This window comes from Kaistella montana (assembly GCF_024436175.1).
In the GTDB taxonomy this organism is placed as follows: Bacteria; Bacteroidota; Bacteroidia; order Flavobacteriales; family Weeksellaceae; genus Kaistella; species Kaistella montana.
Genome location: NZ_JANFQP010000001.1, coordinates 723208 through 738079, shown reverse-complemented (window position 1 = coordinate 738079; position 14872 = coordinate 723208). Strand labels below are relative to the sequence as shown.

Here is a 14872-nt window from a genome sequence, read left to right as displayed (position 1 = left end):
ACTTACCAAATCCAAACTCATGAAGAAAATTCTTCTTACCGGAGCTACCGGATACATCGGAAAACGAATGATAAATGTAATCGCTGCACAAGGTTATCAGGTAATTTGCTGTTGCAGGGATAAAAACCGTTTTTCCAAAAGTGTAGATATTGATGATGCCCAGATTGAAGTGGTGGAAGTGGATTTTCTGAAACCCGAGACACTGGAAAATATTCCGAAAGATATTTCCGGGGCGTATTATCTGATGCATTCAATGAGCAACAGTAACGATTATGCGGAAAGTGAAAAACAATGTGCCATTAATTTTTCAAATTATATTGAAAAAACCGATTGCAAACACATCATCTATCTTTCGGGTTTGGCTAATGAAAAAGAATTATCTGAACATCTCAGTTCAAGATTTGAAGTTGAAAAAATTCTGATGAAATGTAAAGTTCCGGCCACAGTTTTGAGAGCGGGAATTATCATTGGTTCAGGAAGTGCATCGTTCGAAATCATCAGAGATCTGGTGGAAAAATTACCGGTTATGGTGGCTCCGAAATGGCTTCACACCAAATGTCAGCCGATTGGAATTGCCAATGTTCTGGATTTTCTGATTTTTACTTTATTTAAAGAAGAGGCTTATCACAAAAATTTTGATATCGGATGTAATGATGTTTTGACCTATAAAGAAATGCTTTTGGAGTTTGCCAAAATAAGAGGACTGAAACGAATGATTTTTACCGTTCCTGTAATGACGCCGAAATTGTCTTCGTATTGGCTGTACTTTATAACCTCAACATCGTATAATTTAGCTTCTGCTTTAGTCGGAAGTATGAAGATTGAAGTGGTTTGCAGACCGGAAAGTCTTGCGGAAATCAAACAGATAACGGGAGTTCAGCCTTTTTCTTATGATACGGCATTAAGAAGAACGCTGGCTAAAATTCAGGACAATGAAATTGCCTCAAGCTGGAAAGACAGTTTTATCAGCAGCAGAAGCGATTCCAGCCTGAAAGATTATCTTGATGTTCCGAAATACGGTTGCTTTGTTGATTTAAGAACAGAAAAATATGATGACCGCGAAAAATGTATGAGCAGGATTTTTTCTTTAGGCGGCAAAAACGGTTGGTACGGTCAAAGTCTCTGGAAAGTTCGCGGATTTATGGATTTAATTGCTGGCGGACCAGGACTGAGACGCGGAAGAACACATCCTGAAAATCTTCATCAGGGTGATGCACTCGATTTTTGGCGGGTGTTGTATGCTAATAAAGAAGAAGGAAAACTCATTCTCTTTGCAGAAATGAAACTTCCCGGTGAAGCGTGGCTGATGTTTAAAGTTTACAAAGGGAAGCTTTGGCAAAAAGCGGTTTTTCGGCCTCATGGATTAACGGGAAGACTCTATTGGTATTCTGTTTTACCATTTCACGGAATTATTTTTAAAGGAATGGTGAGAAGGTTGGCAACAGGTGTTTAATATTTTTCCGGATTGATGTAAAGGAGCCAGACCTAAAATTTTGAAAGCGAACATATATGGATTACTGAAGATTCCAGTGACCCCTATAAAAATCTTCCTGCATTATTCCAAGACTGGACAGAAGACGAAATAGATGAGCTATTTTATGATCTGGAAAATGTTGATAATGGTGGTGCCGCAATGACAGCTTATGCAAAAATGCAGTTTACAGATATGACAGATAAAGAAAGGGAAACATTACGAAAAGGATTGTTAAAATATTGTGAACTAGATACTTTAGCAATGGTGATGTTATATGAGCATTTTGAAAAGGATTTTTAGATTTTTATAACTAAATAAACATAAAGCTATTCTTCAAAAAGACATTAGCCAAAGCAAGCATAGCATTTTAAGAAGAACAGGTAACATATACCATTGATTATTCATGAGAAACACCTATATCCTAAAGTTTAGCCATAATAAAAGCGCTCACCATACCATCTAACACAAAAACAGATAACCAGAAATTATCCGATAATCTGTTTTTTTTATCACAAACTGAGGTATTATGAGTAGTACTAATCATTCAACGGATTCCAATAATTTATAATACAATGTCCGTTATTTCGGTCAAATTATTTATATTTGTATGAAATATCAGACAAAATGAAAAAGCAAGTCGTTTTACCTAAGCATAAAAATGAGTTGGCCCAGATGGGTGAAAACATTAAGTTGGCTCGTAAACGCCGAAAATTAACGGCTGTGCAAGTAGCCGAAAGAGCTGATATTGCCCGATCTACTTTAAGTTTAATTGAAAAAGGTGAACCTAGTGTGGCTATGGGTGCCTACTTCAATGTATTACGAGTATTGGGTTTGCAAGAGGATTTTTTAAAGTTAGCAGCCGATGATGTTTTTGGTCGCAAATTACAAGATTTAGAGTTATTATAAGATGGCGGGTAATAAAACAGATATTTATGTTTATGCCGATTGGCAAGAACTCGGAGGTCCCAAATTAATTGGGGTTTTGTCAGCACATCAAGCAAAAGGCCGTAAAGCGTTTAGCTTTACCTATGATCAACAGTGGTTGCTATCTGGTCATCAATATTTAATAGATCCCGACTTGCAGTTTTTTGCGGGGCAACAATTTGCTAACGGAAAAGAAAATTTCGGTGTATTTCTAGACAGTATGCCTGATATTTGGGGGCGCACCCTAATGAAAAGACGAGAGGCACAATTAGCCAAAGCAAATGGAGTTTCTGCCAAAACTCTATATGATGTTGATTTTTTATTAGGAGTGTATGATGAAACTCGAATGGGAGCATTAAGATTTAAACTGGACATGAATGGTGATTTTTTGGATAATAATTCCGAAAAATCTACTCCTCCTTGGTCTACTGTTAGTGAATTGCAGCAAGCGGTTGTGCATTATGAAAACGATAAAGACAGTGATGTCATGAATAAATGGCTTGAAATTTTAATTGCACCTGGTTCTTCGCTAGGTGGCGCACGTCCTAAAGCCAATATATTAGATGAAAATAAACATCCTTGGATTGCTAAATTTCCATCTAAAAATGATAGTATAGACAAAGCTGCTTGGGAATATTTGGCATATAAGCTCGCCCTTGATGCGCGAATCAATATGGCAGAATGTAAAATAGAAAAAATTATACGTTCACATCATACGTTTTTCACGAAACGCTTTGATCGTGTGGGTAATGAAAGGATTCATTTTGCTTCAGCGATGACCATGACGGGAAATAATGAGGAAACGATAAAAAATCAACCTGCTAGTTATTTAGATTTAGTAGCATTTATTCAGGATTATGGTACTAATGTGAATGAAAATCTTGAGCAATTATGGCGTAGAATCATTTTCAATATAGCGATTTCGAATACAGACGATCACCTACGCAATCACGGCTTTATTCTATCGAAAGAGGGTTGGCTTCTTTCCCCGGCTTACGATTTAAACCCTTCTATAGATAAAAACGGATTAGCACTCAATATTGATATGGATAACAATGCCTTGGATTTTGATTTGGCTAAAAGTGTTGGAACATATTTTCGATTACCCGAGAAGCAAATGGACAACATCATTAAAGAGGTTTTCAGTGCAGTAAAAAACTGGAAAGGCATTGCTGAACAAATTGGAATATCAAGAGCCGAACAAGAATTAATGACCAAAGCTTTTCATTTTTAGAAGTAAGGAGGACAGAACAACCGATCAACTATGAAAGATACCCCAACACACGACCAAGAACCAGAATTTCAGTCGATAACGGTTTATACGGAAAAAGAGGTTTATGAGCATATTCCTGTAGGTCGTCCGTATCGCCCGAAAGACTCTGCTATTTTGTTTGTGAAAAAAGGGAGAATGATCCTGAAGGAACACATCAACACCGTAGAGATTCATGAAAACTCGGTGGTGCTTATTGATATGAAATCTGTTTACGAGCTATTGGAAATCAGTGAAGATATCGAAATACGCTCTATTGCCTACAACCGGTCTTTTATCGAAAAAGTATCATTGAAACTGAACAGGCTCAATTTATACAACAACCTAAAAAAACAACTGAGCAGGAATTTTCCTCTCAAACCTGCAGAATTTTCCATTTTGTGGGATAATACAGAACTGCTAAGCCAAACCATCAAATCTCGGGAGGAAATAGAATTTTCACAGGAAATTAGTGTGAATTATTTGACGCTTATCATCTATTTTTTAATGAGTTTCGCCCCTTTTGGCAACCACGAGCAACAAGGTAAGATGAACCGTTCGCAACAGATTGTTTATGATTTCATCATGCAGGTTTCGGAGCATTATCTCACCCATAAATCCGTTCAGTTTTATGCTCAAAAGTTAGGAATATCGGTTAGACACCTCAGCAATGTGTTGAAACAGGAAAACGGAAAAACAGCCAATGAAATCATTTCTGAGTTCATCTTGAATGAGGCAAAAGCCCAATTATCCGGAAGCTCAAGATCTATTAGTCAAATAGCTAATGATTTACAATTCAGCGACTCTTATGCTTTCTCACATTTCTTTAAAAAACATCAAAAAATAAGTCCTATTCAATATAGAAAGCAATTTTTGTAATAAAATATCGCTTTTGAACATCTTTTACTGAAATTCAATCATTTGTTTGAGTATTGGGCTGCAATAACTTTGCACTCATAAAACAATAGAACAAATGAAAAGTTCAAAGAGCATTCAGCTTTCAATATTATTTTCTGTTTTTCTTTCGTGCGGACAGGTATTTGGTCAGTCGCAGAAAGAATTAAATATTTCTCAGGCAATCAATCTTGCCCTGGAAAATCATCAACAATTAAAGGTTTCTTCCGTTAGCAAAGAAATTGCGGAACAACAGACCAAGGTTGCGAAACTGCAACTTCTGCCCAATATCGCTGCTTCTGCCACTGCCGGATACATCGGTGATGTGCTTATTCTGGATCCGGACTTCAAAAAAGTAACCACCAAGGATATGCCGCATTTTGGGAATTCCTATGGAGTGCAGGCATCGCAATTACTTTATAAAGGCGGCCTCGTGAAAAAATCAATAGAAATGATGGGAATCCGGGAACAACTCGCCGAACTGGATGAGGTGAAGGATCAGCAGTCTATCAAGTTTTTGGTGATCTCCAACTATCTGGATCTGTGCAAACTGCTCAATCAGGAAAAAGTGTATCAGAACAACAGAAAACTGGCAGAGATGCGCCTGGAGAATGTAAGAAAGTATTATAAACAAGGCATGATTACCCGAAATGAGGTGATTCGTGGGGAACTTGCGCTGCAGAATATGGATCAGGCAATTCTTGTGGTAAAAAATAATATTGCTATTCTGGATTATAATCTTTCCATGGCATTGGGACTTCCTAATGATACCACCATTATTCCCACAGAAAGCATTGCTGAAAAGTTATTAGAGGTGGATAAGAATTATTATTTCGATCTTGCTTATCAGAGCCATCCTCAATTGAATTCAATGAAGAAGAATGTTGAGTTGGCCGATAAAAACATACAGATTATCAATACCGATAAATATCCTTCGCTTTCAGCCATCGGAGGCTACAATATGCAGAGACCGATCACCAACGTAAATCCTGTTATGGATATGTATTCCAATTCGTGGCAAGTAGGACTTTCATTAAATTATAACATCGACAATCTCTACAAAACCAAAGAGAAACTAAAACTAGGCAATTTGCAAAAAGCGCAGATTTTGGAGAGCACGGTTTTAATGAAACAAAATATTGAAATGGGGGTAAACGCCGCCTATATCAAATATCAGGAATCTGTACAAAACGCCAATATCTTGATGGAAAGTCGACGACTTGCCCAGGAAAACTATAAGATCGTGGAGGCTAAATATCTGAATCAACTGGCCATTCAGGCAGAAATGACGGATGCCACCAATGCCAAACTGGAAGCAGAACTGCAATATGCCAATGCAGAGATCAATGTATTATATCAGTATTATAATCTCATCAAAACAACAGGAACTCTATAACATGGAAAATAAAGAAAATACAGACATGCCAAAAGAAAAAAAAGCACAAGCTTCGGGAATTGATATTAATCCCAAACAAGAGGTCACTAAGAAAGGAATAAGAAAGGCCGTTATCATCAATGTATTAACTTTTGCGGTCATCGCTTTTTGTTTTTACTGGTTGATTGCAAAATACTTTCATATCGGTGACAAAGACTATACGGAATCTGCACAGGTTGAGGAATTTATTAATCCGATTAATACCAGGGTTTCGGCTTACATCAAAGAAATCAAATTTACTGAGCACCAAAAGGTAAAAAAAGGAGATACGCTGGTTATTTTGGACAACCGGGAAATCCTCACTCAGGTAGGGCAAGCTGAGGCGGCTTATTTGGCTGCATCTGCTTCAAGAAACATGACCTCATCTTCCGTTAATACGGTTTCCAATAACGTAGCAGTGATGAACTCCAATATTGAAGGAGCAAAAGCAAGGTTGTGGAATGTAGAGCAGAATTTAAAACGTTATAAAAACCTTCTAGAAGCAGAAGCTGTTACCCAACAACAATATGATCAGGTAAAAACGGAATATGATGCTACAAGAGCAGCTTATGAATCCTTATTAGCACAGAAAAACACGACCAAACTTTCTATTTCGGAAGTACAAACGAGATTGGGATTGAATGATGCAGACATCCAACGTACCAAATCCGCTTTGGATATGGCGAAGCTCAACCTTTCCTACACCGTGATCACCGCACCTTATGATGGGGTGATGGGGAGAAGATTGATTAATGAAGGGCAGCTTCTGCAACCCGGTCAACAAGTAGCCACCATCGTATTGAACGATCAAAAATGGGTGACTGCCAACTTCCTGGAATCCCAAATGCCTAAAATAGCAATAGGTTCGAAAATAAAAATGAAGGCAGATGCTTTAGGCGGGCAAGAATTTGAAGGCGTTGTTACCGCAGTTTCTGCAGCAACCGGAGCGAGATATTCTAGTGTTCCTGTTGATAATTCCACCGGGAATTTCGTGAAAGTACAGCAACGTATTCCGGTAAGAATTGAATTTACCCAAGCCAACAAAAAAGAGAATGTTGAAAAACTCAAAGCCGGGATGAATATGAACATCCAGTTGAAAGATTAATTAAAAAAAAGAAAATACAATGAGCCAATATAATCAAGGATTATTTCACAGCTGGGTTCCCAAACCCATCATGCTTTTGCTTATTATGGTGATATCCATTGTACTTTTCGGAGTAACATCGGTTTATACCGCCAATATCCCTTATTTGGTGGGAGCTACAGGTGCACTTACCGAAGATTATATGTGGGCTTATTACGCAGGGGTTATCGGTATGGGGTTGGCGATGCCACTGGTTATACGGCTGAAAGCCCGCTTTCGAACCAAAGAAATCATGGTCACTACGCTTACGGGAATGGCATTTTTGTTCGTGGTGATGGGGAATACCGACCAACCTGAAATTATTATTGGAGCCTCTTTCCTGATCAGTTTTTTAAAAATGATAGCAATGATGGAGATTATCTTGCCTCTGATGTTTATTTTGAGTGCAGATGGTAACCGCGGAAGGTTCTATGCAGTATTCTATACGGGAGTTCTTGGGATTACTCAGGTTGCTTCTTATTACGTAACTTATTTGTCGCTGGAGTACAGTTGGCAATATGCCTATTTGTTAATCGCTGCAATTTGTCTCGCAACAGCATTGTTATGTGTGGTTTTTCAGCATAATCTTCGAATGATGAAAAAAGTACCGTTGCATTACCTCGATTGGCTTGGTATGCTGCTCTTTGTCATTAGTTTTATGTTTCTGGGCTATATCTTTTCTTTTGGGAAACAACAAGCTTGGTTTGATTCCGACAAAATTATAGGTGCCACAATTGCCTTTTCGGTTACTTTTTTATTATTCATTCTGAGAATGCAAATTATAAAAAGACCATTTATATCGCTCAAAGCATTTTCTAAAAGCAATGTACTTCACGGGATGTTGATGCTCCTTTTTCTCGGAATGTATTTAGGAACCACAGCGCTCCAGAATATCTTTGCCGTCGGTGTTTTGGGATATAATCATTTAGTGAATGCTTCGCTGAATCTTATGATAATTCCGGGGTTGGTCGTTGGTGCAGTGGTTTCTATAAAATGGTTTAACCATGCAATGCACATCCGGATGCTGATGTTTACAGGCTTTGCAGCTTATTTGATGTACATAATCGTGATGTACTTTTCTATGGTTCCAGAATTTAATTACGCAAGTTGGCTGCTGCCAATGTTTTTCAAAGGTTACGGCATGGGTGTACTGTTTATCGTGATTTGGTATTATACTTTTGATAAACTAGCCATGACGGAACTGCTCTCAGCAATCGGTATTATCGTATTGTGGCGAACCTTTATCACCGTAGGGATGTTTTCATCATTATTTTCTTGGACGCAGTACCAATTGCAACTCCAAAGCTTAGGTAATCTGGCGGTGTATCTGGATGATGTTACGTTGCTCAGTCCCGGAAGTGGAATTAACCTGAGAAATATTCAGATCAATGCGGTTCTAGCTGCCAATAAAACGCTTTATGGCTATATCATTTTGGCGGGAATGGGCGTGTTGGTTTACGTGCTGTTCCATCATTTTGGTAAAATAAGATATCAACTCTTACGAATTAGGATAGACAAGGCCGGCAAACTATGGATGAGCAGAAAAAACCGTATTCGCATTCGAAAAGAATTGGAAACCGGTGAAATTTAGTAGCGTTTCCATTTAACAATAAATGATGAATTGCTTTTAATGCAATAATGATCAATATTAATTAACAAAAAAATCAAAGTATCATGACTATTAAAAATGTAACAGTAGCAGGTAGCGGTGTTTTAGGCTTCCAGATTGCTTTTCAGGCAGCATTTCATAATTATAAAGTAACTGTTTATGACATCAATGATGAGGTTTTGGATAAGGCAAAAGCGAAATTCCAGACGCTAAGCGAAGCTTTTAAAAATGAATTGAATGCCACAGATGAACAGTTGACCGCAACTTTCAATAATTTGAGCTATTCAAAAGACTTAGCAGAAGCAGTAAAAGATGCCGATTTAATCATCGAAGCAGTGCCCGAAAACCCACAGATCAAAAAGGAATTCTATGAAAAGCTTGCGACCGTGGCTCCTGAAAAAACCATATTTGCAACCAATACTTCCACCTTACTTCCTAGTGCTTTGGCTCCTTACACCGGACGTCCGAATCAATTTATTGCACTCCATTTTGCCAATGACATCCGGAAATACAATACCGCAGAAATTATGGGACATTCAGGAACAGATCAGGCAGTTTTTGACTTGTTGGTCAGCTTTGCCAAATCTATTGGAATGGTTGCTTTGCCGATCCATAAAGAACAGCCCGCGTATATCCTGAACAGTTTATTGGTGCCCTTTTTGGATGCAGCATTAGAACTTTGGGGGAAAGGCGTGGCAGATCCACAAATCATTGATAAAACTTGGATGGTGGCTACCGGAGCTCCGCTTGGTCCATTTGGATTTATTGATGTGATAGGGATCAATACCGCTTTTAATATTCGAAAAATGAAAGCTGATGCTACTCAGGATCCGATCAAGATATTAACCGTTAAAAAGCTCCAACAAGAATTCCTAGATTTGGGCAAACTTGGTACTTCATCAGGGGAAGGCTTTTATCAATATCCCAATCCGGCGTATAAGGATAAAGACTTTTTAAAATAAAATATAAGGAGTAGAGTTGTTTAATGAAACATTTCAGCTGGCATGAAAATCAACACCGGCAGGTCCATCATCGAAAAGAAGTCGATTTGCCGGTGAACTTCTCTACAAAACAAAGAATATCTGTAAATTTTAAAATAGCATTCTGATTTTATCTTATTCTATTTTTAAATTTATTGACCTATTTTTGATAAACATTAAAATAAAAAAACAATGAACAACATCAATATCGAAGATTACAAATTTGCGATGCCGATAAGCATCAGATGGAATGATCTGGATCCGCTAGCTCACGTTAACAACGTGTATTATTTTGAATATTTCCAGATCGGGCGCGGTCATTATATGCACGCTGTAAGCCAACAGTGGGACTGGCAAAAATACATGTTTGTAATCGCTCATATTGAATGTGATTACTTTAAGGAATTGTCTTTGACTGCAGTAAATCCTACCATCAAAATGCGGACTTCTTCTTTAGGAAATAAAAGTTTTGAAATCGAATACCTGATCACGAGTACAGCCAAAGACGGCTCTGAAATCCTACACGCCAAAGGCAATAGCGTACAGGTGATGATCGACATCGCGGTGAAGAAATCAATTGAAATTCCTGATTGGTTGCGTAAAGATATCATCGATTATGAGCCTGCTCTCATTTGATTCATGACTTATTAATCTGATTTTTCATCAATATTATAAGTAAACATTGAGTGCCTTTATCCTGGGCTAGGACTGGGCTTTGACTGCTTTAATCCCTTCAGAAAATGTAGATGATCTTTTTTAGAATATTTAAAAGATGTATATTTAAATGAGAACTTATGTTTGTTAAGTAGCTCATTAACTGACTTTTATTTTATTATTTTATGCTTGAAAATAGGAGCTGTCACGCCAATCTATTTTTCGTTGCATACTATTTTATCATTTTTATTCCTGTTTTTTTTGGTGAAGAAATAATAATGTTTAATTTTGTTATTTATAATTATTATAAATAAAAATTACACACGTATTATACCTCCTTTATATGAGAAAAACGTTTTTCGCAGCTTTTTTTATTTTTGCTGCATTCCTTGGTAAAGCTCAAAAAAACACCTTACTCGATGGTGGATTTTGGAAAAACAATCCTTCACTAGAAACCGTAAAGGCTGAAATTTCCAAAGGAAACAATCCTACACAACAAAATCCGGGATTCTTTGATCCGGTGGTAATGGCCATTAACAACAGAGCTTCCAATGAAGTGATCGAGTTTTTGCTTGCCCAAAAAGGAAATACTGTTGATAAGAAAACCCACCATTCGAGAACTTATCTTCAATGGGCGGCCGCTTCAGGAAATTTGGAGGTGGTTAATACGTTGATCAAAAACGGTTCAGATGTACATTATAAAGACAGCCATGGCGCATCGATAATTGGTTACGCGGCAGAAAGTGGAAACCAGAATACAGCAGTGTACGACGCCCTTTTCAAAGCAGGAGTAGATCCAAAAGAGAAAAATGAAGATGGCGCTAATCTCATTCATTTGACCATCGCCAACGATGCTGATTTTAAGTTGTTGGATTATTTCACCTCAAAAGGAGTGTCTTTTAAAGATAAAGATAATTACAGCCGTACCGCCGCTGATTACGCTGCCAAATTGGGAAATCTTCAAATTATAGATCATCTTATTGCTAAAGGTGTAAAACCTACCGATCAAGCATTGTTTTTCGCAACCCAAGGTTCACGAGCGAAGCAAAATGGTTTAGATGTTTACCAAGCTTTGGTTGAAAAATACGGACTGAATCCAAAAGCAGTTAATCCGAAAGGTGCAACAATTCTTCATTCATTGGTAAGAAGACCGAATGCTGAAATTATTTCTTATTTCCTCAACAAAGGAGTGGACGTAAGTAAAGCCGATAACGAAGGGAACACCGCTTTGATGCTTGCTTCCGGAGGAAAAGATTTAAAAACCGTAGAAGCTTTATTGGCTAAAACAAAAAACATCAACGCTAAAAACGAAAAAGGCGAAACCGCTTTGATGAAAGCTTTAGCTTCCGGTTCGGCTGAAATTACGGCATTTTTAGTTAAAAACGGAGCAGATGTAAAAGCAACTGATCTTAGTGGAAATAATCTCGCATATTATTGGTTCAACTCTTACCAACCTGCGGGAAGACCAGGACAAGAATCTCAAACCGATGATTTCTCAGAAAAACTTAATATGTTGAAATCTGCTGGTTTAGACGTGAAAGCTCCACAAAAAAACGGAAGTACTTTGCTTCATCTTGCGGTTGACAAAGGAGACTTGTATTTGGTGAAAAAAGCCATTGAACTCGGCACTGATATCAATACACAAGACGCTGATGGAAATTCCGCTCTTCACAAAGCTGCTCTTACCGCAAAAGACGATCAAATCTTGAAATTCCTCGTGGAAAAAGGAATCAATAAAACTTTAAAAACCGAATTTGAAGAAACTGCTTACGACTTGGCAAAAGACAATGAGTTTCTTACAAAAAACAACATCTCTATCGAATTTTTGAAATAACAATACAATGAAAAATACTTGGAAAACAGCAGCACTTGCAGTGATCGCGTTATTGATGTCAACCGCTTTCTCCGCACAAACAACCAAATACAAAGTGATGCTGCAAATGCAGAATTATACCGGAAAAAACGCGTATGTTATTATTTCTTTAATCAATCCGAAAGGCGGATACGACAAGACGCTTTCCGTACTTGGCGACGATAACGAGTGGTATAACACTTTGAAAGAATGGGAAAAATTCAGAAAAGTGAAAAAAGAAAAACTCAACGGAATTACCGGTGCATCGGTTGCTGGTGGGGCGAGAGCAACCCGAGTGATTGAATTTGAAACTGCAAAACTCGAAAAGGGATATAAAATCCGTTTTGAAAGCGCAGTAGAGACTCAAAAATACCATTCTAAAGATGCTGAAATCGCCTTATCATCCGCAGCATTGAATAACAAAGAGGGCGTAAAAGGCAGTGGATACATCCGAAACGTGAGATTTATTAAAGTGCAGTAGGGCGTATGACATTATCAATCTGGAGGTATGCGCATTTGGCTCTTGCCCTTATTTCAAGCGTATTTCTTATCATACTTTCCGTTACCGGTGCTATTTTGGCTTATGATGCCATTGCTGAAAAAGTTCAGGATCACCGCATTGAAAACTTAGAAAATATTACTCTTTCGCAGGTTTTGCCGGTTTTGCGTGACCAATATTCCGAAGTTCTTGAACTGAAAATTGATCACAGCCAAATGGTTTCCATCGATGCCATGGACGAAAACGGCAATTCAATCAAAGCCTACATCGATCCCACAACCGGAAAAAAATTGGGAGAAATAAAACCCAAAAGCGATTTTATCCAATGGATTACCGCTTTGCACCGATCATTATTTTTAAAAGAGTCGGGGAGAGCGATTGTTGCGGTGGTTTCGTTTCTGCTGATGCTCATTTCCATCAGTGGATTAATTCTTATCATTAAAAGGCAAAAAGGAATAAAACATTTTTTCGACAAGATAAACAGGGATTTCTTTTCCCAATATTTTCATGTCGTTACCGGACGCTGGCTTTTGATTCCGGTTTTCATCATCGCACTTACCGGAACTTTGGTTTTTCTCACCAGATTGGATTATTTTAAAGGAGAAAACATTGAAATTACATCGAAAACTCCTGTCAATACAAAAGCTACAGCATTAAAAAACATTCCGTTTTTTAAGGAAACTCCACTTTCGAAGGTTGAACGCGTTGAATTTCCTTTTATTCCTGATGATGAAGCAGAACCTTTTGTCATTCATTTGAGAAAAAAATCGGTAACGGTCAATCAAGTTACCGGAGCGATTATTTCGGAAACGAAATATCCTTATTCCGCTGCAATTGAAAAGTTCAATCTCGATCTACACACCGGCCGAACCAATGCGATTTGGGCGTTTATTTTAGGGTTGGCTTCCTTGAATATTCTGTTTTTTATTTATTCAGGATTTGTCATCACTTTCCGAAGAACCCGCACGAAAATAAAGAATAAAGTAAAAGCTAAAGATGCAGAAATCGTCTTGTTGGTTGGTTCTGAGAACGGAACAACGCTTTTCTTTGCCAATCAAATTCACCGCCAATTGTTGAGTGAAGGCAGACGTTCATATTTGACAGAAATGAACCAATTTCAGAACTTTGAAAGCGCAAAAGAAATGGTGATTTTCACTTCCACATACGGTTTAGGAGATCCTCCGAGTAACGCCAACCGATTTGAAACTTTGTTGGAGCAATTTCCTCAACAAAATAAAATTGGATATTCTGTGGTGGGTTTTGGCTCGAAATCTTATCAGGAATTTTGCGCTTTTGCTTTAAGAGTAAACGATTTATTGGCAAAACAAAATTGGGCAGAACCGACGACTTCGGTTTTCACAGTGAATGATCGATCGGCAGAAAAATTTGCATCGTGGGCACACGTTTGGAGCGAGAAAACACTTCATCCTTTAGCGACTGCTCCGGCGGTTTACAACACCAAAATTCCGGGACTCAAGAAATTTATTGTTACCGAAAAAACAATGTTTTCCGATGATAATTCTACTTTTAAAATCGTATTAAAACCAAGAAAAAAACAGGAGTTTTCTTCAGGAGATTTGTTGGCAATTTATCCAGCAAACGACAACAGAGAACGGTTTTATTCGATAGGAAAAAATCAAGATTCGGTGCAGTTGATCGTGAAACTTTTCCCGAATGGTTTCGGATCCGGATTTTTGAATAGTTTAAAAGTTGGTGATGAAATTCCGGCAAGAATCATGGAGAATCCGAATTTTCATTTGCCTAAAACGGCTGAAAATATTGCAATGATTGCCAACGGAACCGGAATTGCTCCTTTTTTAGGAATGATTCAGGAGAATATTTTGAAAAAGAAAATTTCGCTGTATTCAGGTTTCAGACATGATAATGATTGGGTGAATTCTTACCGTCAATTTGCTGGAAAACAGATTGAAAAAGGACAATTAGAAAACTTCAAGTTTGCGTTTTCGCGCGAAGAAAACAAGCAATATGTGATGGATCTTATTCGAACTGATGAAAATTATTTTGCAAAATTGCTCGGTGAAAATGGAGTCATTATGATTTGTGGCTCTTTGAAAATGCAGAAAGATGTGGAGAAAATTTTGGATGAAATCAGCCAAAAACACCACGGAAAACCATTAGATTATTACATTCAAAACCAACAAATACTTTCGGATTGTTACTAAAAAATTGTTTTTTCGGA

Annotated in this window: 12 protein-coding genes; all 12 read left to right on the top strand. The window is 37.8% G+C overall.

Features of this window, described 5'->3' with window-relative positions:
• Positions 1-19 precede the first annotated feature (19 nt).
• The 12 genes from NOV28_RS03470 (at position 20) to NOV28_RS03415 (ending at position 14855) form a co-directional block, all read left to right on the top strand.
• The gene (locus NOV28_RS03470) at positions 20-1453 is read left to right on the top strand and encodes an SDR family oxidoreductase (protein WP_255927610.1); all 1434 of its coding nucleotides are present in this window, start codon (positions 20-22) and stop codon (positions 1451-1453) included.
• A gap of 645 nt (positions 1454-2098) precedes the next feature.
• Entirely contained in the window at positions 2099-2380 is a 282-nt protein-coding gene (locus tag NOV28_RS03465; RefSeq protein ID WP_255927608.1) for a helix-turn-helix domain-containing protein, read from the top strand.
• A 1-nt stretch (position 2381) separates the two neighbouring features.
• Complete coding sequence (locus NOV28_RS03460) at positions 2382-3632, top strand: type II toxin-antitoxin system HipA family toxin (RefSeq protein ID WP_255927606.1); 1251 nt, start codon at positions 2382-2384, stop codon at positions 3630-3632.
• A 30-nt stretch (positions 3633-3662) separates the two neighbouring features.
• Entirely contained in the window at positions 3663-4526 is an 864-nt protein-coding gene (locus NOV28_RS03455; RefSeq protein WP_255927604.1) for a helix-turn-helix domain-containing protein, read from the top strand.
• Between the two features lie 94 nt (positions 4527-4620).
• Positions 4621-5937 carry a TolC family protein gene (locus NOV28_RS03450; protein ID WP_255927602.1) on the top strand — a complete coding sequence of 439 codons (1317 nt, stop codon included), beginning with the start codon at positions 4621-4623 and terminating at the stop codon, positions 5935-5937.
• A gap of 1 nt (position 5938) precedes the next feature.
• The gene (locus tag NOV28_RS03445) at positions 5939-7060 is read left to right on the top strand and encodes an HlyD family secretion protein (RefSeq protein ID WP_255927600.1); all 1122 of its coding nucleotides are present in this window, start codon (positions 5939-5941) and stop codon (positions 7058-7060) included.
• Between the two features lie 19 nt (positions 7061-7079).
• The gene (locus NOV28_RS03440) at positions 7080-8669 is read left to right on the top strand and encodes an MFS transporter (RefSeq protein WP_255927599.1); all 1590 of its coding nucleotides are present in this window, start codon (positions 7080-7082) and stop codon (positions 8667-8669) included.
• A gap of 83 nt (positions 8670-8752) precedes the next feature.
• Positions 8753-9649, top strand: coding sequence for a 3-hydroxyacyl-CoA dehydrogenase (locus NOV28_RS03435; protein WP_255927597.1), 897 nt, complete (start codon positions 8753-8755; stop codon positions 9647-9649).
• 210 nt (positions 9650-9859) lie between these two features.
• Positions 9860-10303: an acyl-CoA thioesterase gene (locus NOV28_RS03430; protein ID WP_255927595.1), complete on the top strand. Its 444-nt coding sequence runs from the start codon at positions 9860-9862 to the stop codon at positions 10301-10303.
• Between the two features lie 361 nt (positions 10304-10664).
• Entirely contained in the window at positions 10665-12155 is a 1491-nt protein-coding gene (locus tag NOV28_RS03425) for an ankyrin repeat domain-containing protein (protein ID WP_255927593.1), read from the top strand.
• A 7-nt stretch (positions 12156-12162) separates the two neighbouring features.
• The gene (locus NOV28_RS03420; protein ID WP_255927591.1) at positions 12163-12654 is read left to right on the top strand and encodes a DUF2271 domain-containing protein; all 492 of its coding nucleotides are present in this window, start codon (positions 12163-12165) and stop codon (positions 12652-12654) included.
• Between the two features lie 5 nt (positions 12655-12659).
• Complete coding sequence (locus tag NOV28_RS03415; protein ID WP_255927589.1) at positions 12660-14855, top strand: PepSY domain-containing protein; 2196 nt, start codon at positions 12660-12662, stop codon at positions 14853-14855.
• The last annotated feature ends 17 nt before the right edge of the window (positions 14856-14872 follow it).

What these genes read in the sequence shown, in the direction of transcription:
- NOV28_RS03470 (WP_255927610.1), top strand. Translation starts at nt 20, where the DNA reads ATGAAGAAAATTCTTCTTACCGGAGCTACCGGATACATCGGAAAACGA.
- NOV28_RS03465 (WP_255927608.1), top strand. Translation starts at nt 2,099, where the DNA reads ATGAAAAAGCAAGTCGTTTTACCTAAGCATAAAAATGAGTTGGCCCAG.
- NOV28_RS03460 (WP_255927606.1), top strand. Translation starts at nt 2,382, where the DNA reads ATGGCGGGTAATAAAACAGATATTTATGTTTATGCCGATTGGCAAGAA.
- NOV28_RS03455 (WP_255927604.1), top strand. Translation starts at nt 3,663, where the DNA reads ATGAAAGATACCCCAACACACGACCAAGAACCAGAATTTCAGTCGATA.
- NOV28_RS03450 (WP_255927602.1), top strand. Translation starts at nt 4,621, where the DNA reads ATGAAAAGTTCAAAGAGCATTCAGCTTTCAATATTATTTTCTGTTTTT.
- NOV28_RS03445 (WP_255927600.1), top strand. Translation starts at nt 5,939, where the DNA reads ATGGAAAATAAAGAAAATACAGACATGCCAAAAGAAAAAAAAGCACAA.
- NOV28_RS03440 (WP_255927599.1), top strand. Translation starts at nt 7,080, where the DNA reads ATGAGCCAATATAATCAAGGATTATTTCACAGCTGGGTTCCCAAACCC.
- NOV28_RS03435 (WP_255927597.1), top strand. Translation starts at nt 8,753, where the DNA reads ATGACTATTAAAAATGTAACAGTAGCAGGTAGCGGTGTTTTAGGCTTC.
- NOV28_RS03430 (WP_255927595.1), top strand. Translation starts at nt 9,860, where the DNA reads ATGAACAACATCAATATCGAAGATTACAAATTTGCGATGCCGATAAGC.
- NOV28_RS03425 (WP_255927593.1), top strand. Translation starts at nt 10,665, where the DNA reads ATGAGAAAAACGTTTTTCGCAGCTTTTTTTATTTTTGCTGCATTCCTT.
- NOV28_RS03420 (WP_255927591.1), top strand. Translation starts at nt 12,163, where the DNA reads ATGAAAAATACTTGGAAAACAGCAGCACTTGCAGTGATCGCGTTATTG.
- NOV28_RS03415 (WP_255927589.1), top strand. Translation starts at nt 12,660, where the DNA reads ATGACATTATCAATCTGGAGGTATGCGCATTTGGCTCTTGCCCTTATT.